Annotated in this window: 26 protein-coding genes; 7 read left to right on the top strand and 19 right to left on the bottom strand. The window is 67.6% G+C overall.

The annotated features are described in order from the left end of the window. The first annotated feature begins 90 nt into the window (after positions 1 to 90). A complete protein-coding gene (locus U1872_RS08585; RefSeq protein ID WP_332792464.1) occupies positions 91 to 375 on the top strand; it encodes a hypothetical protein in 285 nt (94 codons plus the stop codon). A gap of 7 nt (positions 376 to 382) precedes the next feature. Here the strand turns inward: U1872_RS08585 and U1872_RS08580 are convergent, their stop codons facing one another. The 3 genes from U1872_RS08580 to U1872_RS08570 are packed head-to-tail and all read right to left on the bottom strand — an operon-like array spanning position 383 to position 3833. Further along, the gene (locus tag U1872_RS08580) at positions 383 to 1612 is read right to left on the bottom strand and encodes a cytochrome P450 (protein WP_332792463.1); all 1230 of its coding nucleotides are present in this window, start codon (positions 1610 to 1612) and stop codon (positions 383 to 385) included. Between the two features lie 32 nt (positions 1613 to 1644). Then, positions 1645 to 2901 carry an ABC transporter permease gene (locus U1872_RS08575; RefSeq protein ID WP_332792462.1) on the bottom strand — a complete coding sequence of 419 codons (1257 nt, stop codon included), beginning with the start codon at positions 2899 to 2901 and terminating at the stop codon, positions 1645 to 1647. Further along, entirely contained in the window at positions 2898 to 3833 is a 936-nt protein-coding gene (locus U1872_RS08570) for an ABC transporter ATP-binding protein (RefSeq protein WP_332792461.1), read from the bottom strand. Before U1872_RS08570 ends, U1872_RS08575 begins: the two co-directional genes overlap by 4 nt. Positions 3834 to 3937: 104 nt before the next feature. Between U1872_RS08570 and queG the strand changes: the two genes are divergently transcribed. Further along, entirely contained in the window at positions 3938 to 5002 is a 1065-nt protein-coding gene (gene queG, locus U1872_RS08565; RefSeq protein ID WP_332792460.1) for a tRNA epoxyqueuosine(34) reductase QueG, read from the top strand. Between the two features lie 227 nt (positions 5003 to 5229). Here queG and U1872_RS08560 read toward each other — a convergent pair whose 3' ends face one another. Next, positions 5230 to 5595, bottom strand: coding sequence for a hypothetical protein (locus U1872_RS08560; RefSeq protein ID WP_332792459.1), 366 nt, complete (start codon positions 5593 to 5595; stop codon positions 5230 to 5232). After that, positions 5592 to 6272, bottom strand: coding sequence for an EI24 domain-containing protein (locus U1872_RS08555; RefSeq protein WP_332792458.1), 681 nt, complete (start codon positions 6270 to 6272; stop codon positions 5592 to 5594). Before U1872_RS08555 ends, U1872_RS08560 begins: the two co-directional genes overlap by 4 nt. 124 nt (positions 6273 to 6396) lie before the next feature. Between U1872_RS08555 and U1872_RS08550 the strand changes: the two genes are divergently transcribed. Beyond that, on the top strand, positions 6397 to 7395 hold the full coding sequence (locus U1872_RS08550) for an adenosine kinase (RefSeq protein WP_332792457.1): 999 nt from the start codon (positions 6397 to 6399) through the stop codon (positions 7393 to 7395). A 204-nt stretch (positions 7396 to 7599) separates the two neighbouring features. Here the strand turns inward: U1872_RS08550 and U1872_RS08545 are convergent, their stop codons facing one another. The 8 genes from U1872_RS08545 to hisB form a co-directional block, all read right to left on the bottom strand. Further along, positions 7600 to 9174 carry an amino acid permease gene (locus U1872_RS08545; protein WP_165954510.1) on the bottom strand — a complete coding sequence of 525 codons (1575 nt, stop codon included), beginning with the start codon at positions 9172 to 9174 and terminating at the stop codon, positions 7600 to 7602. An 88-nt stretch (positions 9175 to 9262) separates the two neighbouring features. Then, complete coding sequence (locus tag U1872_RS08540; protein ID WP_332792456.1) at positions 9263 to 9640, bottom strand: HIT domain-containing protein; 378 nt, start codon at positions 9638 to 9640, stop codon at positions 9263 to 9265. Positions 9641 to 9650: 10 nt separating this feature from the next. Next, positions 9651 to 9971, bottom strand: coding sequence for a phosphoribosyl-ATP diphosphatase (locus tag U1872_RS08535; RefSeq protein WP_140847153.1), 321 nt, complete (start codon positions 9969 to 9971; stop codon positions 9651 to 9653). A 31-nt stretch (positions 9972 to 10002) separates the two neighbouring features. After that, positions 10003 to 10191 carry a hypothetical protein gene (locus U1872_RS08530; protein ID WP_332792455.1) on the bottom strand — a complete coding sequence of 63 codons (189 nt, stop codon included), beginning with the start codon at positions 10189 to 10191 and terminating at the stop codon, positions 10003 to 10005. A 139-nt stretch (positions 10192 to 10330) separates the two neighbouring features. After that, positions 10331 to 11098, bottom strand: a complete 768-nt coding sequence (gene hisF, locus U1872_RS08525; RefSeq protein ID WP_332792454.1) for an imidazole glycerol phosphate synthase subunit HisF — start codon at positions 11096 to 11098, stop codon at positions 10331 to 10333. Between the two features lie 157 nt (positions 11099 to 11255). Further along, positions 11256 to 11993 carry a 1-(5-phosphoribosyl)-5-[(5-phosphoribosylamino)methylideneamino]imidazole-4-carboxamide isomerase gene (gene hisA / locus U1872_RS08520; RefSeq protein WP_332792453.1) on the bottom strand — a complete coding sequence of 246 codons (738 nt, stop codon included), beginning with the start codon at positions 11991 to 11993 and terminating at the stop codon, positions 11256 to 11258. After that, complete coding sequence (hisH, locus tag U1872_RS08515; protein WP_332792452.1) at positions 11981 to 12598, bottom strand: imidazole glycerol phosphate synthase subunit HisH; 618 nt, start codon at positions 12596 to 12598, stop codon at positions 11981 to 11983. The genes hisA and hisH overlap by 13 nt, the downstream gene beginning before the upstream one ends. A 124-nt stretch (positions 12599 to 12722) precedes the next feature. Further along, positions 12723 to 13310 carry an imidazoleglycerol-phosphate dehydratase HisB gene (gene hisB, locus U1872_RS08510; protein WP_332792451.1) on the bottom strand — a complete coding sequence of 196 codons (588 nt, stop codon included), beginning with the start codon at positions 13308 to 13310 and terminating at the stop codon, positions 12723 to 12725. Positions 13311 to 13381: 71 nt separating this feature from the next. Here hisB and U1872_RS08505 point away from each other — a divergent pair, with 71 nt between their 5' ends. From U1872_RS08505 to gmk, 4 genes are all read left to right on the top strand, one after another. Then, positions 13382 to 13864, top strand: coding sequence for an SspB family protein (locus tag U1872_RS08505; RefSeq protein WP_332792450.1), 483 nt, complete (start codon positions 13382 to 13384; stop codon positions 13862 to 13864). 161 nt (positions 13865 to 14025) lie between these two features. Beyond that, positions 14026 to 15411 (top strand): class II fumarate hydratase, encoded by a 1386-nt coding sequence (gene fumC, locus U1872_RS08500; RefSeq protein ID WP_332792449.1) that lies wholly within the window; start codon positions 14026 to 14028, stop codon positions 15409 to 15411. A 58-nt stretch (positions 15412 to 15469) separates the two neighbouring features. Beyond that, positions 15470 to 15691 carry a hypothetical protein gene (locus U1872_RS08495; RefSeq protein ID WP_332792448.1) on the top strand — a complete coding sequence of 74 codons (222 nt, stop codon included), beginning with the start codon at positions 15470 to 15472 and terminating at the stop codon, positions 15689 to 15691. Positions 15692 to 15739: 48 nt separating this feature from the next. After that, positions 15740 to 16396 carry a guanylate kinase gene (gene gmk / locus U1872_RS08490; protein ID WP_332792782.1) on the top strand — a complete coding sequence of 219 codons (657 nt, stop codon included), beginning with the start codon at positions 15740 to 15742 and terminating at the stop codon, positions 16394 to 16396. 91 nt (positions 16397 to 16487) lie between these two features. On the opposite strand, the gene U1872_RS08485 is transcribed toward gmk, so the two are convergent. The 6 genes from U1872_RS08485 to crcB all read right to left on the bottom strand — a co-directional run bounded on the left by U1872_RS08485 (position 16488) and on the right by crcB (position 20552). After that, positions 16488 to 17174: an ATP12 family chaperone protein gene (locus tag U1872_RS08485; RefSeq protein ID WP_332792447.1), complete on the bottom strand. Its 687-nt coding sequence runs from the start codon at positions 17172 to 17174 to the stop codon at positions 16488 to 16490. A 193-nt stretch (positions 17175 to 17367) separates the two neighbouring features. Beyond that, positions 17368 to 17589 (bottom strand): hypothetical protein, encoded by a 222-nt coding sequence (locus U1872_RS08480; protein ID WP_332792446.1) that lies wholly within the window; start codon positions 17587 to 17589, stop codon positions 17368 to 17370. Beyond that, positions 17586 to 18266 carry an HAD-IA family hydrolase gene (locus U1872_RS08475; protein ID WP_332792445.1) on the bottom strand — a complete coding sequence of 227 codons (681 nt, stop codon included), beginning with the start codon at positions 18264 to 18266 and terminating at the stop codon, positions 17586 to 17588. Before U1872_RS08475 ends, U1872_RS08480 begins: the two co-directional genes overlap by 4 nt. Positions 18267 to 18443: 177 nt before the next feature. Next, entirely contained in the window at positions 18444 to 19043 is a 600-nt protein-coding gene (locus U1872_RS08470; RefSeq protein ID WP_332792444.1) for an FMN-binding negative transcriptional regulator, read from the bottom strand. A gap of 16 nt (positions 19044 to 19059) precedes the next feature. Further along, on the bottom strand, positions 19060 to 20181 hold the full coding sequence (locus U1872_RS08465; RefSeq protein WP_332792443.1) for an RluA family pseudouridine synthase: 1122 nt from the start codon (positions 20179 to 20181) through the stop codon (positions 19060 to 19062). Next, positions 20178 to 20552: a fluoride efflux transporter CrcB gene (crcB, locus tag U1872_RS08460; RefSeq protein ID WP_332792442.1), complete on the bottom strand. Its 375-nt coding sequence runs from the start codon at positions 20550 to 20552 to the stop codon at positions 20178 to 20180. The genes U1872_RS08465 and crcB overlap by 4 nt, the downstream gene beginning before the upstream one ends. Positions 20553 to 20615: the final 63 nt, after the last annotated feature.

Here is a 20615-nt window from a genome sequence, read left to right as displayed (position 1 = left end):
GCGATTTCGCGGTCCGCGGACGCATCGGATGACGCGCGGATGGCGCGCGGCTACGGGGAACCCCAGACGGTTTCGCGCGATTCAAACCGTATGACGATGCAACAGCTCGATCCGCCGCTTCCGGTTCACGTCCTCGACAAGGGGCCAGGCTTTGCCTTTGCCGTGATCGATTACGGCCAGGAGCATAACCTCATCTGGGTTACCGCGATCAACGAGACCGGCGAAATCTGGTGCGCGCCCAATCCCAAGGTGCGCATGCAGGCGAACTGGACGATGGGCCGCAAGGCGCCGCCCGCGGTGGCTGCGCGGCAGAATGGCGATTGCTCGGGTGCGTCCGAGACGATGGTTGCCGAGCCGATCGCCAAGCCGAACTGAACGATGCTCAGTAGCGACTGATCTCCACCGGCAGCTTGCGATACCCGTGGACGAAGCACGCCGCGACCCGCTCGGGTTCGCCGAGCACGTTCACGCGCATCCGCCGTTTCGCCATTTCCTCGAGCAGGATCGCGACCTGCATCTCGGCGAGCCGTGCCCCGACGCAACGGTGAATCCCGTGACCGAACGCCAGATGGCGTCGCGCGTTGGTGCGATCGACGATGATCTTGTCCGGGTTCTCGAAGACACTCTCGTCGCGATTGGCCGAGATGTACCAGAGCGCAAGCTTGTCGCCCGCCTTGATCTGCTGCCCCTCGAGCTCGGAATCGACCGTCGCGGTACGCCGCATGTGCGCGAGCGGCGTCTGCCAGCGGATCACCTCCTGCACCGTATTGGGGATTAGCGACGGATCGACTTCGAGCTTGGCGCGCTGGTCGGGGAACAGGTCTAAGCCATACGCGACCGCGCTCATCGTGTTGCGGGTCGTGTCGTTGCCGCCGACGATCAGCAGGATCAGGTTCCCCAGGAATTCCATCTGGTCCATTTCCGCCATCGCGTCGGAATGGATCATCATCGAGATCAGATCGGGCGTCGGCGGCTTGCCGATCTTGGCGTTCCACAGATTTTGGAAGTAGCCGCCGCACTCGTACATGTGCTTCAGCCGCTCGAGCCGCAGCTCCTCATTCTTGACGAGCTCGATGTCGCCCGCCCAGTCCGACCAGAAGGTCAGCTTGCGGCGATCCTCCCACGGAAAATCGAACAGGATCGCGAGCATCTGCGTGGTCAGCTCGACCGAGACGGTGTCGACCCAATCGAACGGCGTGTTCCAGCTGAGCGAATCGAGCACCTCGGCGGTGCGCGTGCGGATATTGTCGCTCATCCGCACCATCTCGGACGGCGTGAAGGCGGGCGCGACGGTGCGGCGCTGGCCGGTATGCTTGGGCCGGTCCATCGCGATGAACATCGGCATGCGCACGTCGGTCGGATTGTTCTCGATGAAGTCGGCGAGCGTGATGCCGCCCGCCTGCGACGAATAGAGATCGGGCAGCGATTCGACCGTTACGATCGGCTTGTAGGTCGACACCGACCAATAGGGACCGAAGTCGGACTGCTCGACACGGTGGACCGGTGCGGTCGCGCGCAGTTCGCGGAACGGCGCCTGCCAGACATCGTCGCGGTAGAGTTCGGCTCGGCTGACATCGAGCCGATCGATCACGTCGCGCACCAGGGTCGCCATCGTTCACTCTCCTATTTTCGGAGAGTGAACGTCTAACTGACATTCATGTCAACAGTCTTTCTCCGCGCGAACAGCCGGCCGCTACCCGATTGCAGCACGCCCCGCCGGAAGGCCCGCGCGCCGACCGTGATGGCGATGGCGACCCACAGCGCCTGCCAGCCGAGCGCCGCTACATGCGGCCACAGCTCTGGCTGGTTCGCCGCGTGCGCTGCCATCGCGTAGGGCGAGCTGAGCGGGAAGATCTCGACCACCTTGGCCAGCGTAGAGTCGGGCGCCGCGCTTGCCTTCAAAGCGAGGCCGAACATCGCGACCTGGATGATCGTGATCGGCAGCGACATCATCTGCAGTTCGCGCGCGGTCGAGGCCTGGGCGCCGACGCCGAGGAACACCGCGCCGAGCAGCAGATAGGCCATCGCGAAATAGGCGAAGAACAACAGGAAGAACATCGGCGCGCCGACCGCCGGGCCGATCTCGCCGATCGCGGTGGCGTAGCGGGCCGGCAGGATGCCGCCGATCTGCGTGACGAGCGTCGTCCAGAAACCGACGAAGAGAATCGCCGAGCCGAACATGCCGAGCAATTTGCCGAAGAACACCGCCTCGAGCGGGACTGCTGCGGCGAGCACCTCGACCACCTTGTTGCTGCGCTCCTCCATCATCGTGCCGACGACCTGCCCGGCGAGCAGTAGGGCCAGGAAGAAGATACCGAACACCGCGATGAAGGCGGCTTGCTTGTGCCCGCTCTCGGTCGGCGCGGCGCGTGCGATCGAGCTGAGCGTCGCCGTGCTGAGCGGCTTGGTCTGCGCCGGGTCGGTGCGCAGCGTCGCCTCGGCGAGCGAGGCGAGATAGCGCGCATCGGCGCGGCCCTGGCCGTCGTAGAGGATCGTCGGATGCGTCAGGTCGCCAAAGAGGGTGGCGGAGGCGTCGATGCCCTTGCGGCTTTTGAACGCCGCGCGCGCCTGCGCTTCGGGGTTCGCGGTCGGCGCCTCGATCGCCAGCGCAGGCGGGCGGTCGCCGCGCGCGAAGGCGTCGCGCAGCCGCGTATCGGCCGATCGCATCGCTTCCTGTTGCGCCGAGGGGACGATCGCGACGATCCGCGTCTTCTCGCTCGATCCGCTCGCCACGGTCGACGCCCCCATCCCGCCGACGAGGCCGAAGCCGATCGTGAACAGCGGCGAGAGCAGGAACAGCAGGAAGGTCGGCGTGAACACCGTCGCGACGAAATCGCGCCGCGCGATCGTCATCGCCTGGCGGATGGTGCGGCGCGTGTTGCTTATGGGGTGCGCGCTCATGCGGTGTGCTCCGTCGCGGCCTTGGCGGTGTGTCCTGCAGCGCCAACGATCCGCACGAACGCGTCGTGCAAGCCGGGGCGTTCGATCGACAGGCCCGCGATCCCGTGGCCTGCACCGATCAACCGGCTGAGCGCCTGTTCGACTCCGCCGTCGGGGACTTCGAACGACCAGCCGTGCTCGCCGTGCCGGGCGTCGGCGGGCAAATGCTGCGCGATCGTCGGATCGTCGCGCTCGGGGACATAGTGCGCGCGCATCGGGAGCATCCCGCGCGCGTCGGCGACGGTGCCCTCGAAGCGGCGTTTGCCACCGGCAATGATCGCGAGCCGGTCGCACAGCCGTTCGGCGTGCGCCATCACGTGCGTCGAGAAGAGCACCGTCGCGCCGCGGTCGCGCTCGGCGAGGATCAGCGCTTCCAAGCGCTCCTGGTTGACCGGGTCGAGCCCGGAAAAGGGTTCGTCGAGCACGAGCAGATCGGGCTGGTGGACGACCGAGCCGAGCAACTGGACGAGCTGCGCCATGCCCTTCGACAGCTTGCGAATCTTGGTATCGACCGCATGGCCGAGCCCCGCCGCCTCGAGCAGTTCGACCGCGCGCTTGCGCCCGGTCTTGAGATCGAGCCCGCGCAGTGCGCCCATGAAGGCGACCGCATCCTTTGCGCGCATCGCGGGATAGAGCCCACGTTCTTCGGGGAGATACCCGACGCGGTCGCTCGCATCGCGCGGGCGATCATGGCCGAGCAGTGTGCGCGTGCCGCCATCGGGCTCGATGATGCCGAGCAGCATCCGCAGCGTCGTCGTCTTGCCCGCGCCATTGGGGCCGAGCACGCCGTAGATCGCGCCCTTGGGCACCGCGATGTCGACGCCGTCGACGACGCGCCGTCCGCCGAAATTCTTGATCAGGCCGGAGGCGCTGACCGCCAAATGATTGTCCAAGAAGACCCCCGCCGTCCGCGCCCGATGCTGAGCGCTGTGTTGCCTGTGTAGATGAGTGCGCCGGGCTTCGACAAGCGCGGCGCGAACAGGCTATGTGGCCGACAATGGTTGACGCTTTGCCCCTCGAACAGCGCCTTGCCGCAAAAGCGCGCGAATTCGGTTTCGTCGCGTGCGGGGTGGCGGCGGCGGATGCTGCGCCCAAGACCGCCGAGCGGTTGCAGCAATGGCTGCGCGAGGGGCTGCACGGGGGGATGATCTGGATGGAGGAGCGCGCGCACCACCGCGAATCGCCCTCCGGCTTGTGGCCCGAGGTGAAGAGCGTGATCGCGCTTGGGATGAGCTATGCCCCGGCGACCGATCCGCTCGCTTTGGCCGACGAGGGCGGGGTAGGGCGCATCTCGACCTATGCGCAGGGCGGCGATTATCACGACGTCGTCAAGCGCGCGCTCAAGGCGCTGGCGCGTTGGCTGGTGGCGGAGGCACCGGGGATCGACCTCAAGGTTTTCGTCGATACCGCGCCTGTCATGGAGAAGCCGCTCGCCGAGGCGGCGGGGCTGGGATGGCAGGGCAAGCATACCAATCTGGTGAGCCGCGTGGAGGGGAGCTGGCTGTTCCTCGGCGCGATCTACACGACGCTCAACATCGCCGCGTTCGGGGCCGTCACGTCGCCCGTGGCCGACCATTGCGGATCGTGCGACGCCTGCCAGCGGGCGTGCCCGACCGATGCCTTCCCCGCGCCCTACCGGCTCGATGCGCGGCGCTGCATTTCGTATCTGACGATCGAACATGCCGGGCCGATCCCGCTCGAATTTCGCAAGGGCATCGGCAACCGCATCTACGGCTGCGACGATTGCCTCGCGGTGTGCCCGTGGAACAAGTTCGCTGCCGCCGCGAGCGCCAACCGCGCCTTCCTGCCCCGCGTCGAACTGGTCGCGCCCGAACTCGCCGACCTGCTCGCGCTCGACGACGCCGGCTTTCGCCAAGTCTTCGCCGGCTCGCCGATCAAGCGCATCGGGCGCGACCGGATGGTGCGCAATTGCCTGATCGCGGCGGGCAATAGCGGCGATCCGGGATTGCGGGCGGTGGTCGCGGGGTTGCGGGAGGATCCGAACCCGGTCGTGGCGGAGGCAGCGGACTGGGCGTTCGCCGAGCTTGCCAGCGAGTCATAGCGCGCGCCCCCACCGTTCACAGCGCGCACCTCACCGTTCGCCCTGAGCTTGTCGAAGGGCTGACCTTCTTGCCACCGCCGGAAGAGAGACTTGCCACCGCCGGAAGAGAGAACAGTGCTTCGACAAGATTAGCACGAACGGGGAGGGGGCAACGCGCGTGAACCGGGGAGTGGGCGCACGCACGGATGAGGTGTGCGGGATGGACGTACCCCCCAATCGCTTAAGCCTTACTTCCGCCGCCCGATCTGCAACGCTCCCACGCAGCTCGCGCGGTCGATCGGCGAGCCGTCGGTCTGGCGCGCATCGAGATAGGTGACGACCGGCTCGCTGCGCGTTCCCGGATAGAGATAGGCATCTAGCACGCAGGTCGCGTTGGTGAATTGCAGTTTGCGCGCGGTGCCCTCGCGTATGTCGGCGGCGGGTGGGCCGAGCAAGCTGGTGAGGCCGGCGGCGGTCGCGCCGATCACGCCGCCGAGACCCGCCGTCCCGGTCGGGATCGGGATGATCGGCGGTCGCGCAGTCGTTGTCGTCGCGCCGCTCGCGACGCAGCCCGACAGCGCGAGCCCGACCAGAATTGCACCGAAAAGCTTCATGTCGTTCGCCCCGAATGGAACAGATGCGTCGCCATCGCCGCACCGAGGATCGGCGCGAAGAGGTTCGCAATCGGAACCATGAACAGGGCGGTCCCCGCAACCCCCAGCGCGAAGCGGTCGACCGCGCCCGTCTTGCGCCAGTCTCGCATCAGCGCAGGTGGCACGTGGCGCGCCGCGACGAGCTCGCCGAGGTCGCGCCCGAGCAGCCAGCCATTGACCAGGAAGAACAGCAGCCACGTGCCGACGCCGGTGACGAGCAAGGCGATATAGACCGGCGCGAGCGCCAGATTGACCAGGATCGCGCGCGCCGCCGAACGCAGGCCCAGACCGGCGCCGCGCAACACCGACACGCTGCGCGCGGTGGCAAGCGCTTGCGGGTAGTGCCGCGCCTCGACCGCGACGACGACGTCGTCGGCAAACGCCATCATCACCGCGATCGCGATCGCGCGGAACAGCAACCAGCTGATCGCGAAGGCCGCGAGCAACGCCGCCGCGCCCAGCACGCCGCCGGCCGCCGGGTCCCAGCCCCACTCCGCCGCCTGCTGTGTCGCGCCATACCAGAGCGCGGCACCGAGCGCGACGATCAGCACCACGGTCAGCGCGAGCGACTTGAGGAACACTGCGACGATCTTGCGATCACCGAGCTGGCCGAGCGAGAGGAGGAGCGCACGCAACATGGGGCTGGTCCTAGCCGCGTCCCACGCGCCCGTCACCCCGGCGTTCGACGGGGTGACGAGAGTTGCGCGCCTTCCACCCCCCCGGTACGGCACGCGGTAAGAGCCCTTTTCCCGGAGACCATCCTTGAGCCAGCCCACTTATGACGTCGTCGCGATCGGCAATGCCATCGTCGACGTGCTGTCGCAGTCGACCGATGCCTTCCTCGCCGAAGCCGCGATGACCAAGGGGTCGATGCAGCTGATGTTCTCGCCCGAGGAAGCCGATGCGCTCTATGCCAAGATGGGCCCGGGGATCGAGGCGAGCGGCGGCTCGGCGGCGAACACCGTCGCCGGCATCGCGGCGATGGGTGGCAAGTGCGGCTTCATCGGCCAGGTCGCGAGCGACGAGCTCGGCGACATCTTCGCGCACGACATCCGCGCGGTCGGGATCGACTTCACCACCGCCGCGCGCGACGGCGACCCTACGACGGCACGCTGCCTGATCTTCGTCACCCCCGACGGCCAGCGCACGATGAACACCTTCCTCGGCGCGTCGCAGTTCCTGCCCGAGGCAGCGCTCGACCGCGAACTCATCGCCAATGCCGCGATCCTCTATCTCGAGGGCTATCTGTGGGATCCCGAGGAACCGCGCCAGGCGATGCGCGCCGCAATCGACGTCGCCCGCTCGGCCGGGCGGAAAGTCGCCTTCACGCTCAGCGACGTGTTCTGCATCTCGCGCCACGGCGGCGATTTCCGCCAGCTGATGGCCGATGGGCTGATCGACATCATGTTCGCCAACGAGGCCGAGATCACCGCCTTGATGGACAATCAGGATTTCGACGCGGCGGTGGCCGAGGCGGCGACGCAGGTGCCGATGCTGGTGGTGACGCGCAGCGAGAAGGGCGCGATCGCCGTTTCGGGCGGGCAGACCGTCAGCGTCGCCGCCGAGCCGATCGAGCGCGTCGTCGACACGACCGGTGCGGGCGACCTGTTCGCGGCGGGCTTCCTGCGCGGCCAGGCGCAGGGCAAGAGCATCGCCGATTCGCTCAAGATGGGCGCGGTCTGCGCGGCCGAGATCATCTCGCATTACGGCGCGCGTGCGCAGGTCGACCTCAAGGCGCTTGTGGCGTCGAAGCTCGGTTGAACGAGCGCTCCATCCTCCCCTCCCTGGAAGGGAGGGGGCGGGGGTGGGTTGCTCTCAATGGGAACGGTCCGCCCGACTACGGGCCGACCCACCCCCAGCCCCTCCCTTCCAGGGAGGGGAGGAGTAACTCCCGGTTCGCCGCACGCACAAAAAAGGCCGGGGAGCGATCCCCGGCCTTTTTCGTGTCCAGCGTGGTGCTCGTCCTTACGGGCGATGCACCGGCGCGACATATTCGCCGAGCTCGGGGCCGTCTTCCTCGTCGAGGCCCTTCGCCAGCCGGCTGTTGTGCATGCCGTAGGCGAAATAGAGGATGATCGCCGCCAGCGTGTACCAGGCGAAGAACACCAGCACGCGGCTTTCGACCGTGAAGATCAAAGCGATGCAGGTAAGAATGCCGACCGCCGGCACCACCGGATAGAGCGGCACGCGGAAGCCGCGCGGGATCTCCGGGTGGGTGCGCCGCAGCCAGATGACCGACAGGCAGACGATCGCGAACGCCGCAAGCGTACCGACCGAGGTCATGTCGCCGAGCGTGTTGATGTCGAAGAACGCCGCGGCGACCGCGGTGATCAGCCCGACGAGCAGCGTGTTGACCCACGGCGTCTGGAACTTCTTGTGGACCGTTGCGAACACGCGCGGCAGCAGGCCGTCGCGCGCCATCGTGTAGAAAATGCGCGTCTGGCCGTACATCAGCACGAGCACGACCGAGGTCAGCCCGACGATCGCGCCGGCCTTCACCAGCTTGGCGAACCACGCCCATTGCGGGCCCAGCGCGTCGACCGCGACCGCGACGGGATCCGGCACGTCGAGCGTCTTGTAGTTGACGATCAGCGTCATCACGATCGAGACGAGGATGTAGATCGCGGTGCAGACGAACAGCGAGCCGAGCAGGCCGATCGGCATATCCTTGGCCGGGTTCTTGGCTTCCTGGCCCGCGGTCGAGACCGCCTCAAAGCCGATATAGGCGAAGAACACGATCGAGGCGGCGCGCAGGATGCCGCCCCAGCCGAACTCGCCCTTGTCGCCGCTGGCCGGCGGGATGAAGGGCTGCCAATTGGACTTGAGCGTGTCGAAATGCGCGATCACGAACGCGCCGCAGATGACGATGAAGGCGATGATCACGGTCAGCTTGATCGCGACGATGACGTTGTTGACCTTGGCGCTCTCCGACACCCCGATGATCAGCAGGGCGGTCATCGCGCCGCAGATCAGGAAGGCGGGAAGGTTGAACAGATAGGTCAGCGGCGCGCCATTGACGATCACGGGGACGAGCTCGCCGCCGACCGCATGCTTGATGACATGGCCGGTCGGACCGGTCAGCTCGACCGGGATGACGAGCCCGAAATCGCCGAGCAGGCTGACGACATAGCCGGCCCAGCCGACCGCGACGACCGACGCCGCAAGACCGTATTCGAGCAGCAGTAGCGCGCCCATGATCCACGCGGCGAACTCGCCGATCGTGGTGTAGCTATAAGTGTAGGCCGAGCCCGAAACGGGCAGGGTGGAGGACAGCTCGGCGTAGCACAGCCCTGCGAGCGCGCAGACGAAGCCGGCGATCAGGAACGAGATGAGGACGGCCGGGCCGGCATGGAGCGCGGCGGCGTTGCCGGTCCGCACGAAGATGCCGGCGCCGATGATGCAGCCGATTCCGAGGAACACGAGGTTCCAGGGGCCGAGCGTGCGTTTGAGTTGGCTGGTCTGTGTCTCGCGTTGGACTTGCTCCACGGTCTTTCGGAGCAGCATGCGGTTCAGAATACCCGTAGTGGGCTGTGTCGCCATTCGATAAGTCCCCTGGGCCGGAGCGTTGCCGGCACGAAAGTTTTGGTTGGCGGGAAACCTAACCGCAAAACGGGCAGGCGCAATCCCCTTAGCGCGCGAGCAGCGGCCCGAGTTTGCGTCCTGCGAGGATGTGGACGTGAAGGTGCGGCACCTCCTGGTGCGAATCGAGGCCGCTATTGGCGAGCAGGCGATAGCCCGGCACGACCAGCCCGGCATCGCGTGCGACCGTGCCGACCGCGCGAACGAACCCGGCGATCTCGGCGTCCGACGCTCTCGCGCTGAAATCGTCCCACGATACGTACGCGCCTTTGGGGATCACCAGGATGTGGTTCGGCGCCTGTGGAGCGATGTCGGGAAAGGCGATTGCGTATTCGTCTTCGTAGAGCCGCGTCGCGGGAATCTCGCCGCGCAGGATCTTGGCGAAGATGTTCTGGTCATCATACGGCTGCGTCGCGTCGATCGGCATGTTGGCTCCTTCAGGCTTTGCGCGCGGCCTTCTCGTCGATCCCCGACACGCCCTCGCGCTGGCGGATCTCGGCGCGGATATCGTCGAGCGACACGTCGCACTCGGCGAGCAGCACGAGCAGGTGGAACATCAGGTCGGTCGCCTCGCCGACGAGCGCGGCCTTGTCCTCGGTCAGCGCGGCGATGACGGTCTCGACGGCTTCCTCGCCGACCTTCTGCGCGATCTTGCCGCGACCACGCGCGAATAGCTTGGCGGTGTAGGAGGTCGCGGGATCGGCGCCGCGGCGTGCGCGGATCGTCGCCTCTAAGGTGTCGAGTGTATCTTCGGCCATGACCGCGGGCTGGCCCAAGCGGGCGCGCAGGTCAATCCTTGCGCGTGTCGCGCTTGGCGAAACGCGCGCGCATCGCCCGCCGGACGAGCCAGACCCCGAGCGCCGCGACGACGAACAGGATGATGTCGGAGAGTTCGGGCCCGGTGCGGACCTTGACGACACCGCTATGTGGCGCGGCGAGCGCAGGGCTGGCGAGCAGGAGGGCGAGGAGGAAGCGCATGATCGAAAGATACCCTCGGTCTCTTAACGTTCCGTCATGCCGGACTTGATCCGGCATCCAGGCGAGACGTCGACACCTCGCCGATCACTGGGTGCGAGCTGCCCGCATGGACCCCGGATCAAGTCCGGGGTGACGGGCATCATGCCACGGGCCGGCGCACCGGGATGCCCGCCGCCGCGAGCGCGGCATGCGCTTCGGCGATGCTGACCTCGCCAAAGTGGAAGATCGAGGCCGCGAGCACTGCGCTTGCATGCCCCTCGCTGATCCCCGCGACGAGGTCGGCCAGCCCGCCGACACCACCGCTCGCCACCACCGGCACGCGCACCTGGTCGGCGATCGTGCGGGTCAGCGCAAGGTCGAACCCGCTCTTGGTGCCGTCGCGGTCCATCGAGGTGATGAGCAATTCACCCGCCCCGAGCTCGGCCAGCCGCAGCGCATGCGCCACCGCATCGATCCCCGTCGCCCGCCGGCCGCCATGCGTGAACACTTCCCAGCCGCCATCGACCTTGCGCGCATCGACCGAGGCGACGACGCACTGGCTGCCGAACTTGTCGGCAAGCTCGGCGACGAGCTCGGGCCGCGCGACCGCGGCGGAATTGACCGCGACCTTGTCGGCGCCCGCGAGCAGCAGCGCGCGCGCATCCTCGACCGAGCGCACCCCGCCGCCGACGGTCAGCGGCATGAAGCACACTTCCGCGGTGCGCCGCACGACGTCGAGGATCGTGCCGCGCGCCTCATGGCTTGCGCCGATGTCGAGGAAGCAGAGCTCGTCGGCGCCGGCGGCGTCATAGGCGCGGGCCTGCTCAACCGGATCGCCGGCGTCCTTCAAGTCGACGAAGTTGACGCCCTTGACGACACGACCGTTGGCGACGTCGAGGCAGGGAATGACGCGGGCGCGGACGGTCATCTTCTCCCTCTCCCTGCTTCCGGGGAGAGGGCAAGCGAGCGAAGCGATGCGAGGGAGAGGGGCAGTGTCGAGCGGCGGCACCCGTCACTGCCCCTCTCCCCGACCCTCTCCCCGACCCTCTCCCCGCAAGCGGGGAGAGGGAGACCGTTGCGCCCGCTCACGCCGCCGCCGCCACGGCGAGCGCCGCAGCCAGGTCGAGCCGGCCGTCATACAGCGCCCGCCCGGTAATCACGCCCTCGATCCCGTCGCGCGCATGCAGCGCGAGCACATGGATCTCGGCAATCCCTTTAACCCCGCCACTGGCGATCACCGGAATCTTCACCGCCCGCGCCAGATCGACGGTCGCCTGGACGTTGGCGCCCTTGAGCATCCCGTCGCGCCCGACGTCGGTGAACAGCAACGCTGCGACACCCGCATCCTCGAACTGGCGCGCCATGTCGGCGACCTCGATGGTCGAAACATCGGCCCAGCCCTTGGTCGCGACGAAACCGTCCTTGGCGTCGACCGCGACGACGATCCCGCCGGGGAAATCGCGCGCAGCCTCGCGCACCAGGTCCGGGTTCTCAAGCGCGGCGGTGCCGATCACCACGCGCGACACGCCCAGGTCGAACCAGCGCTCGATCCCGGCGCGGTCGCGAATCCCGCCGCCCAATTGGACATGGCCGGGGAAGCGCTTGACGATCTCGGCGACCGCTTCGCCATTGACCGACTTGCCAGCAAATGCGCCATCAAGATCGACGACGTGCAAATATTCGGCGCCTTGCTCGGCGAACAGCATCGCCTGCGCGGCGGGGTCGTCACCGTAGACGGTCGCGCGGTCCATATCGCCCTCGGCGAGGCGGACGACTTGGCCGCCCTTGAGGTCGATCGCGGGGAAGATGATCAGGGACGCCACGTCAGGAACCTCTCCAGCAGCGCAAGACCGTAGCGCTGGCTCTTTTCGGGATGGAATTGCACGCCGAGCAGATTGTCGCGGCCGATCGCGGCGGTGACCGGGCCGGCATGCTCGGTCGTCGCCAGCGTGTCCCCGGAGTCGTTCGGGCCGTCGAAGGCGTAGCTGTGCAGGAAATAGGCCTCGCCGGGCACGATGAGCGCGTGAGGGGTGGTTGGGACGACGTCGTTCCAGCCCATATGCGGGACCTTTGCGGTCGCGTCGGTGGGGGTGAGGTGCCGCACCGTGCCGGCGACCCAGCCGAGCCCGGCATGGACGCCGTGCTCCTCGCCTGTATCGGCCATCAGCTGCATCCCGACGCAGATGCCGAGGAACGGCACGCCGTCGCGCCGCACGCGCTGCTCGAGGGCTTCGACCATGCCGGGGACCGCACGCAACGCCGCCGCGCAGGCGCCGAACGCGCCGACTCCCGGAAGGACGATGCGGTCGGCCTTGAGCACCGCGTCGGCATCGGCGGTGACGAGCACGTCGGTGCCGCCTGCGGCTTTCAGCGCATTGGCGACCGAGTGGAGGTTGCCCGCGCCGTAATCGATGAGGGCGAGCGTCACGCGCCTCCCCTCCCTGGAAGGGAGGGGCTGGGGGTGGGTCGGCCTAATGCGGGTGTTAGGTCACCACTCGGGCCGACCCACCCCCGACCCCTCCCTTTCACGGAGGGGAGGAAGATAGGGTGGCTCACAACGTCCCCTTGGTGCTGGGGATCACCCCCGCCTTGCGTGGATCGAGCTCGACCGCCTCGCGCAGCGCCCGCGCGACACCCTTGAACGCCGCCTCGGCGATGTGATGGTTGTTCGATCCGTACAGCGTCTCGATGTGCAGCGTGATGCCGGCGGTCTGCGCGAACGAGTGGAAGAAATGCTCGAACATCTCGGTGTCCATCTCGCCCAGCCGCTTCTGCGAGAATTCGGTCTTCCACACGAGATACGGCCGCCCCGAAATGTCGATCGCGACGCGCGTCAGCGTCTCGTCCATCGGCGAGTGGGCGTCGGCATAGCGGCGGATGCCGCGCTTCTCGCCCAAAGCCTCGAGGATCGCCGCGCCGATCGCCAGACCCGTATCCTCGACGGTGTGGTGCTGGTCGATATGCAGGTCGCCGACGGTCTTGACGTCGAGGTCGATCAGCGAGTGGCGGCTAAGCTGCTCGAGCATGTGATCGAAGAAGCCGACGCCCGTCGATATGTTGAACGCCCCCGTTCCATCGAGGTTGACCGAGACGTCGATGGAGGTCTCGCTGGTCCGGCGGCTGATCGTGGCGGTGCGCATTTGCTTCCCATAGCGCCGTTAGGGACGCATGCAATCTTGACCCGCCATCAAACCGCGCTACCCAAGGGCGCATGAGCGATGGCATGCCCGATAGCCTGATTCCCTACGATGACATCGTACAGGAAGCCCTGCGTGCCGTGGTCGGCCGTGTCCTCGGGTCGGTGGCGACCAATGGTGGCCTCCCCGGCGAGCACCATTTCTACATCACCTTCAAGACGCAGGCGCCCGGCGTCGACATCCCGCAGCGTCTGCTCGAGCGGTTTCCCGACGAGATGACGATCGTGATGCAGAACCGCTATTGGGATCTGGTCGTCGACGACGAGCGCTTCTCGGTCGGCCTGAGCTTCAACCAGGTCGCTTCGAAGCTGGTCATTCCCTATTCGGCGATCACCGGTTTCCACGATCCCGCGGTCAATTTCGAACTGCGCTTCCAGGCGCAGGACGTGCCCGAAGGCCCCGAGCCGCACGACACCGCCGAAAATGACGAGCCGGTCCACAAGCCGGTCGAGGACGGATCGAACGTCGTCGCGGTGGATTTCAAGCGGAAGAAGTAAACCGTCCGGGGGACGGTTTACTCCGCCGGAGGCGTTCAGCAGCGATACCGCACTTTCCGTCACCCCGGGCTTGTCCCGGGGTCTACCGTGCCACACATGCCGCACGTTCGGCTTTGCGGCCCGGTGGATGCCGGGACGGGCCCGGCATGACGGAGTCTGGCATGGCTGAAAATACCCGCACCGAAACCGATTCGCTTGGGGCAGTCGAAGTCCCCGCCGCCGCCTATTGGGGCGCGCAGACGCAGCGCTCGATCGAGAATTTCCCCTTCCCCGCGACCGAGCGGATGCCGCTCGCGATCATCCACGCGCTCGCGTTAGTGAAACAGGCCGCCGCCCGCGTGAACCGCGCACACGGTCTCGCCCCCGACATCGCCGATGCGATCGAATCGGCCGCCGCAGAGGTCGCCGCGGGCAAGCTCGACGACCAGTTCCCGCTCGTCATCTGGCAGACCGGCAGCGGCACGCAGTCGAACATGAACGTCAACGAGGTCATCGCCGGCCGCGCCAACGAGGTGCTCACGGGCACCCGCGGCGGCAAGACCCCGGTCCACCCCAACGACCACGTCAACATGAGCCAGTCGTCGAACGACAGCTTCCCGACCGCGCTTCACGTCGCCGCCTCGCTCGCGGTGACGGAGCGCCTCTCGCCCGCGCACGGCCGGCTAAAGGGCGCGCTCGGCGCCAAGGCCGAGGCGTGGGCGGATCTCGTCAAGATCGGCCGTACGCACCTGCAGGACGCGACCCCGCTGACGCTCGGCCAGGAGTTTTCGGGCTATGAGCGCCAGGTCGCGACCGCCGGCTCGCGGATCTGGACGGCGCAGGCCGAGCTGTTCGCGCTCGCGCAGGGCGGCACCGCGGTCGGCACCGGGCTCAACGCGCCCGACGGCTTCGGCGCGGCCTTCGCGCACGAGATGGCCGAGATCACCGGCCTGCCGTTCGTCACTGCCGACAACAAGTTCGAAGCGCTCGCCTCGAACGATCCGATCGTCCAGCTGTCGGGCACGCTCAACACGCTCGCCGTCGCGCTGACCAAGATCGCCAACGACGTGCGCCTGCTCGGCTCGGGCCCGCGCTCCGGCCTAGGCGAACTGCACCTTCCCGAAAACGAGCCCGGCAGCTCGATCATGCCGGGCAAGGTCAACCCGACGCAGTGCGAGATGCTGACGATGGTTGCGGCACAAGTGATCGGCAACCACCAGGCGATCACGATCGGCGGCTTGCAGGGGCATCTCGAACTCAACGTGTTCAAGCCGATGCTCGGCGCCGCGCTGCTGCGCTCGATCGACCTGCTGAGCGTCGGCATGGCGAGCTTCGCCGAGCGTTGCGTCGAGGGGATCGAAGCGAATCGCGACCGAATCGCCGAGCTGGTCGATCGCTCGCTGATGCTCGTCACCGCGCTCGCCCCCGAGATCGGTTACGACAATGCCGCCAAGATCGCCAAGCATGCGCACAAGGAAGGGCTGACGCTCAAGGAAGCGGGGCTCGCGCTCGGCCTGGTCGACGCCGCTACTTTCGACCGGCTCGTCCGCCCCGAAAGCATGGTCTGACAGCGTCCGGAACCAACGCCCGTTTCGTGCGCTGAGCGTAACGAATTGGAGACAGACGATGAGTTTCACGACGATGATCGGCGCCGCGATCGGTGCGGCAATTGATGGCTCGAGCGGCGACGATAGCAGCGTCGATGGCGCGATCGAAGGTGCGATCGTCGCCAATGTCGTCAAGGCGGTGATCCCGCTCGCGCTGACCTTCGCGACCGGCTGGCTCGTGCTGCGCGGGCTCAGCGAGCTCAAGACGCGCGCCTTCGGTGAGGACCGGCCGGCCGCCTGACGCGACACCACGCCTTGACGGAGGGGCATGCCCGCGCCACTAGCGCGCATGGTCGATCATCGCTCCTCCCAGCCCAAGAACTTCAAGCGTCGCGGGCTGATGTTCGTGCTGTCCTCGCCGTCGGGCGCGGGCAAGTCCACGATTGCCAACCGCCTGCTCAAGGAAGAGCGCAACCGCATCAAGATGTCGGTGTCGTATACGACGCGCGCGCCGCGCAAGGGTGAGGTCGACGGCAAGGACTATCACTTCGTCGACAAGGAAACCTTCCGCGCGATGGCGGAGGACGACCAGTTCCTCGAATGGGCGCGCGTGTTCGACGAGCGCTACGGCACGCCGCGCGACACCGTGTTCAAGGATCTCGAGCACGGCCAGGACATTTTGTTCGATATCGACTGGCAGGGTGCGCAGCAGCTGTTCCAGCTCGCCGGCGGCGATGTCGTCCGCGTCTTCATCCTGCCGCCCGGCCTCAAGACGCTGCGCCAGCGACTCGAGGATCGCGCGACCGACACGCAGGAAGTGATCGACCGCCGCATGGACCGCGCGCTCGCCGAGGTGAGCCATTGGGACGGCTACGACTATGTGCTGGTCAACGACGATCTCGACGACTGCTACGAGTGCGTCGAGACGATCCTGACCGCCGAACGCCTCAAGCGCTCGCGCCAGCGCGGGATGATCGGGTTTATTCGGCGGCTTCCGGAGAAGTGAGAGTCAGTGCTTCTGCGAAGGCAGGAGCCCAGGATTGCGAAGCGAGCCGCTTCTGGCTCTGGGCTCCTGCCTTCGCAGGAGCACAAGGCGGTCAGCGCCGCAGCAATTCGAGCATCCGCACGCCAGCGCCATAATCGCGCCGCCGCGTCGCAATTCCAGCCTCGGCGAGCGGATCACGGCCCCAGCGCTCGGCCTGATACTCCTCATCGAGTGTCACCGCGTCCCACACCTGCTCGGGCGTCGTCGCCTGCTCGGCCAGTGCCAGCGCGGCGATTAGCGAGCCGCCGATCGTCACGATCGGCGACAGCGCCGCCAGTTCATACGCCCCGCGCGCCGCGATCGCATCGCCGAGTCGCGCGAGCGTCGCCGCCGGCTGCGCGCGATGCAGGATGCCGGTGACCACCTCGATATGCACGTCGTAGCGCAGCCGCGCCCAGTCGATCAGCGGGTCCCACGCCGCCGCCTGCCGCGCGACGAGATCCTCGGGCGAATCGGCGCGGTAACAGAGCAGGTCGCTCTCGGCATATGCGGCGAGGCCTTGCGCGAACAATGCCGGGTCGGGCGAGATCCGGTCGATCGCGGCATTGGCGAGCCCGGTCAGTGGCATCGTCCGCGGGTCGATCTCGCCCTCGACCGCGCGCCACTCGTCGGCGACGGCTTCGGCGAGCGCGTCGCTCGGCAAGGCCAGCGGCACGCGGCCGGGGGTGCGCACGGGCTTGCCGTCGAGGAAGACGGCGCGCGATGGGTCGAGGGTGACGCTGGTCCAGAAACGCTTCATGGCCGGAGCCCTAGCGCTTTTAGGGGCTGACTTGAAAGGAGCGAGCGCAGCGCAACCGCAAACGCTTCCCCGGCGAAGGCCAGGGCCCAGTCGTGATGGCCATGGTAACGAAGCGCAGTGGCCTGCACTCGGGCGTTGCGCTCCTGGGCCCCGGCCTTCGCCGGGGAAGCGCTCGAAGTGAGGGGGCCGCCCCTTACTTCCCCGGCGGCGTGCGCCAGCGGCGCGCCAGCGCGCGCGGGACGGTTGCGATCATCAGCATGGCCGACAGCACCAGCGCGGTGCCGATGATCTTCGGGACCAACGTTTCGGCGCGCGCGATCAGGATCAGGCCGAGCATCGCGCCCGCCGCGCCGAGCAGGCGCGTGCCGGCCAGCGCGAAATAGCGATTGCGGACGGTGGCGTCGGGGTCGCTCATGCACTCGGCTCCTGCATCAGGCGCGGCAGCGCCGCGACGGCATCGGCGATCGCATGCGCGCCCGCCGCGGTCAGTTCGTCGACCGGATGATAGCCCCACGCCACGCCGAGTGCCCGCGTGCCCGCCGCGCGCGCCATCAGCATGTCGTAGCTGGTGTCGCCAATCATCACCGTCGTCGCCGGAATCGCACCGGCATCGGCCATCGCGGTCTCGATCATCGAGGGATGCGGCTTCGACGGATGCCGATCGGCGGTCTGCAGCGTGATGAAGTGCGCGGCGATGCCGTGATGCGCGAGGATGTGCGCGAGGCCACGATCCGACTTGCCCGTTGCCACGCCGAGCATCCAGCCATCGGCGGCGAGCATGTCGAGCACCTCGAGGATCCCCTCGTACAGCGGCTCCTCGGCCATCGCGCCGGTGCTGCGCAACCGGAAGAACGCGTCCTTATAATCCTGCGCCAGCCTGCGGTGCAGCGCGTCGTCGCCGTCGGGCAGCAACATCTGCATCGCCTCGACCAGGCTCAGCCCGACGATCCGCCGGATCGCGGTGCGTGCCGGCGCGTCGATCCGCGCGATCGCGAAGGCTTCCTCGACCGAGCGGCAGATATTGGCCTGGCTGTCGACCAGCGTGCCGTCGCAATCGAATAGCGCGAGGCGGTTGGGGAGGGGGTTTAGCATCGTCCTAAATCCTCATCCCGATATTCCCTCTCGCTTCCCCCGCGAAGGCCGGGGCCCAGGAGCGAGCGGTTTGCCGTGGCAGCGCTGCGCGTGATGATCTCGACCTTCGCGACTGGGCCCCGGCCTTCGCCGGGGAAGAAGGGGAGGGGGGCGCAGGCAATAGAGGTTTGCTCCCCGTCACGCGTTGCGCATCCAGTAAGCGATCCCGCGCCGCCCGGCCGCCTCGACCCCGTCCGCCGCCGCCAACCGCGCCGCCGCAGGCTTGTTCTGCCCGAGCTTGCGCGTGCCGCGCCAGCCCTGCACCTCGAGCGTGAAGCCGACGATCCCGCGCGTCATCTGCTCGAACACCGACGGCGTCATCTTCGCGCGCGTCCAGGCGGGCTTGGGCGCGAGCCGCGCTTCCTGTTCGGCCGAGAGCTGATCGAGCTGTGCGACCAGCCCGGCCTGATCCATCCGCCGCATCCGCCCCTCGAGCTCGACCGCGACGTAATTCCATGTCGGCACCTGCTCGTTGCCCAGACCATACCAGTCGGGGCTGACATAGCCGTCGGGCCCCTGCGCGACGAACAGCCCGGTCGCACCATCGAGATGCCGCGTGATGCCATTGCCGCGCGCGACATGCAGCGCGAGCGTGCTGTCATCCAGCCACACCACCGGGAGGTGCACCACCCGCGGCCCGTCGGGCGTCGCCGCGAACAGCGTGCCGAAGCCGAGCGCGCGCACCAGATCGCGCATCGCCGCGCGATCTTCCCAGCGGAAGGTCGAATCGGGATGCATCAGCCGCGCATGGCGCTTACGTCGCCGCGCCGCGCCGCCGGCGCTCGCCCTTGCGGTCCTTGCGCACCGTCTTGGCATGCTGACGTGCCTGCTGCTTCTTGACCGCGCGGCTCGGGGGCGGGGGCTCCTCGAGCGGCATCGTGTTGCCGAGCATCTCGTCGAAGCCCAATTGCTTGAGGCTCTCGGCGAAATGCGTCGGCAGCTCGGCCTGGACGTCGATCTGACCGCCGTCGGGGTGATCGATCCGGATCCGCCGCGAATGCAGATGCATTTTGCGGCTGATGTTGCCGGTGAGGAACGCGGCCTGCCCGCCATACTTCCCGTCGCCGACGATCGGATGCCCGATCGCCGCGAGATGGACGCGGAGCTGATGCGTGCGCCCGGTATAGGGGATCAGCTCGACCCAGGCGGTGGTCGTGCCCGCCATCTCGATCACGCGGTAGCGCGTCCGTGCGGGGCTGCCTTCCTTCTCGTCGACGTGCATCTTCTCGCCGCCAGAGCCCGGCTGCTTGCCGATCGGCAGTTCGATCGTGCCGTCCTCGATCGAGGGAACGCCGACGACCAGCGCCCAATAGGTCTTCCGCGCGGTGCGCGACGAGAAGGATTTCGACAGAAACCCTGCCGCACGCGCGGTGCGCGCGATGACGAGCGCGCCCGACGTGTCCTTGTCGAGCCGGTGGACGAGCTTTGGACGACCCTCGAGATCGTCCTGCAGCGCGTCGAGCAGGCCGTCGACATGCTCGATCGTCTTGGTCCCGCCCTGCGTGGCGAGGCCGGGCGGCTTGTTGAGCACGATCACCTGCGCGTCGCGGTGGATCACCATCTCGCGCGCGAAGGTCATCTCATCGTCGCTCAGCGGCGGGCGCTCGCGCTTGACGGGGGCGTCGACGCGGACCGGCTCGGCCGGCGGTACGCGGATCGACTGGCCGGCGACGACATGATCGCCGGGTTTGGCGCGCGCGCCGTCGATGCGCAGCTGGCCGGTACGCGCCCATTTGGCGACCGTGGTGAAGCTGGTGTCGGGCAGATGCCGCTTGAACCAGCGATCCAGCCGGATCCCGTCATCGTCGGCGCCGACGTTGAACTGGCGGACGTCCGAGGTCGCCTTGGTGGTGGCGGTGGTGGGGGCCTTGCTCATGCTGCCACCCGTGTCAGCGAAAGGCCGAGGAAGACGGCCGCGATCGCGCCGATCACCGAGACGAGCGTATAGCCGAGCGCGGTGGTCAGGTCGCCGCGCTCGATCAGCGTGACGACGTCGAGCGAGAAGGCCGAGAAGGTGGTGAAGCCGCCGAGCACGCCGACGCCGAGCAGCAGCCGCCAATCCTCGGCGGCAGCGGTCCGCGCGAGGATCCCGACGAGCAGGCCCATCGCGAATCCGCCGACCAGGTTCACGGTCAGCGTGCCATAAGGGAAATTGGGGCCGAGACCGGCGAGCGTTGCGCGTCCGACGAGGAATCGCGCGCCCGAACCGAGCGCGCCTCCGGCCATGACTAGGATGAGTTGGTACATAGCGCGTGCGTTAGCGCTTATTGCGCGAAATGAGAACCTCGTGCGGCAGAAGGCGCGATCACG

This window comes from Parasphingomonas frigoris (assembly GCF_036663815.1).
Classification (GTDB): Bacteria; Pseudomonadota; Alphaproteobacteria; order Sphingomonadales; family Sphingomonadaceae; genus Sphingomonas.
This window is presented reverse-complemented; position numbering and strand designations above follow the sequence as displayed.

Bases quoted from the DNA above. Each gene is read 5' to 3' on its own strand.
- crcB (WP_332792442.1), bottom strand. From the start codon at position 20,552: ATGTACCAACTCATCCTAGTCATGGCCGGAGGCGCGCTCGGTTCGGGC.
- fumC (WP_332792449.1), top strand. From the start codon at position 14,026: ATGGCTGAAAATACCCGCACCGAAACCGATTCGCTTGGGGCAGTCGAA.
- gmk (WP_332792782.1), top strand. From the start codon at position 15,740: ATGGTCGATCATCGCTCCTCCCAGCCCAAGAACTTCAAGCGTCGCGGG.
- U1872_RS08505 (WP_332792450.1), top strand. From the start codon at position 13,382: ATGAGCGATGGCATGCCCGATAGCCTGATTCCCTACGATGACATCGTA.
- U1872_RS08495 (WP_332792448.1), top strand. From the start codon at position 15,470: ATGAGTTTCACGACGATGATCGGCGCCGCGATCGGTGCGGCAATTGAT.
- hisF (WP_332792454.1), bottom strand. From the start codon at position 11,098: ATGACCGTCCGCGCCCGCGTCATTCCCTGCCTCGACGTCGCCAACGGT.
- U1872_RS08535 (WP_140847153.1), bottom strand. From the start codon at position 9,971: ATGGCCGAAGATACACTCGACACCTTAGAGGCGACGATCCGCGCACGC.
- U1872_RS08485 (WP_332792447.1), bottom strand. From the start codon at position 17,174: ATGAAGCGTTTCTGGACCAGCGTCACCCTCGACCCATCGCGCGCCGTC.
- U1872_RS08560 (WP_332792459.1), bottom strand. From the start codon at position 5,595: ATGAAGCTTTTCGGTGCAATTCTGGTCGGGCTCGCGCTGTCGGGCTGC.
- U1872_RS08545 (WP_165954510.1), bottom strand. From the start codon at position 9,174: ATGGCGACACAGCCCACTACGGGTATTCTGAACCGCATGCTGCTCCGA.
- U1872_RS08480 (WP_332792446.1), bottom strand. From the start codon at position 17,589: ATGAGCGACCCCGACGCCACCGTCCGCAATCGCTATTTCGCGCTGGCC.
- U1872_RS08555 (WP_332792458.1), bottom strand. From the start codon at position 6,272: ATGTTGCGTGCGCTCCTCCTCTCGCTCGGCCAGCTCGGTGATCGCAAG.
- hisB (WP_332792451.1), bottom strand. From the start codon at position 13,310: ATGCGCACCGCCACGATCAGCCGCCGGACCAGCGAGACCTCCATCGAC.
- U1872_RS08585 (WP_332792464.1), top strand. From the start codon at position 91: ATGACGATGCAACAGCTCGATCCGCCGCTTCCGGTTCACGTCCTCGAC.
- U1872_RS08475 (WP_332792445.1), bottom strand. From the start codon at position 18,266: ATGCTAAACCCCCTCCCCAACCGCCTCGCGCTATTCGATTGCGACGGC.
- U1872_RS08470 (WP_332792444.1), bottom strand. From the start codon at position 19,043: ATGCATCCCGATTCGACCTTCCGCTGGGAAGATCGCGCGGCGATGCGC.
- U1872_RS08530 (WP_332792455.1), bottom strand. From the start codon at position 10,191: ATGCGCTTCCTCCTCGCCCTCCTGCTCGCCAGCCCTGCGCTCGCCGCG.
- U1872_RS08540 (WP_332792456.1), bottom strand. From the start codon at position 9,640: ATGCCGATCGACGCGACGCAGCCGTATGATGACCAGAACATCTTCGCC.
- queG (WP_332792460.1), top strand. From the start codon at position 3,938: ATGGTTGACGCTTTGCCCCTCGAACAGCGCCTTGCCGCAAAAGCGCGC.
- U1872_RS08575 (WP_332792462.1), bottom strand. From the start codon at position 2,901: ATGAGCGCGCACCCCATAAGCAACACGCGCCGCACCATCCGCCAGGCG.
- U1872_RS08465 (WP_332792443.1), bottom strand. From the start codon at position 20,181: ATGAGCAAGGCCCCCACCACCGCCACCACCAAGGCGACCTCGGACGTC.
- U1872_RS08580 (WP_332792463.1), bottom strand. From the start codon at position 1,612: ATGGCGACCCTGGTGCGCGACGTGATCGATCGGCTCGATGTCAGCCGA.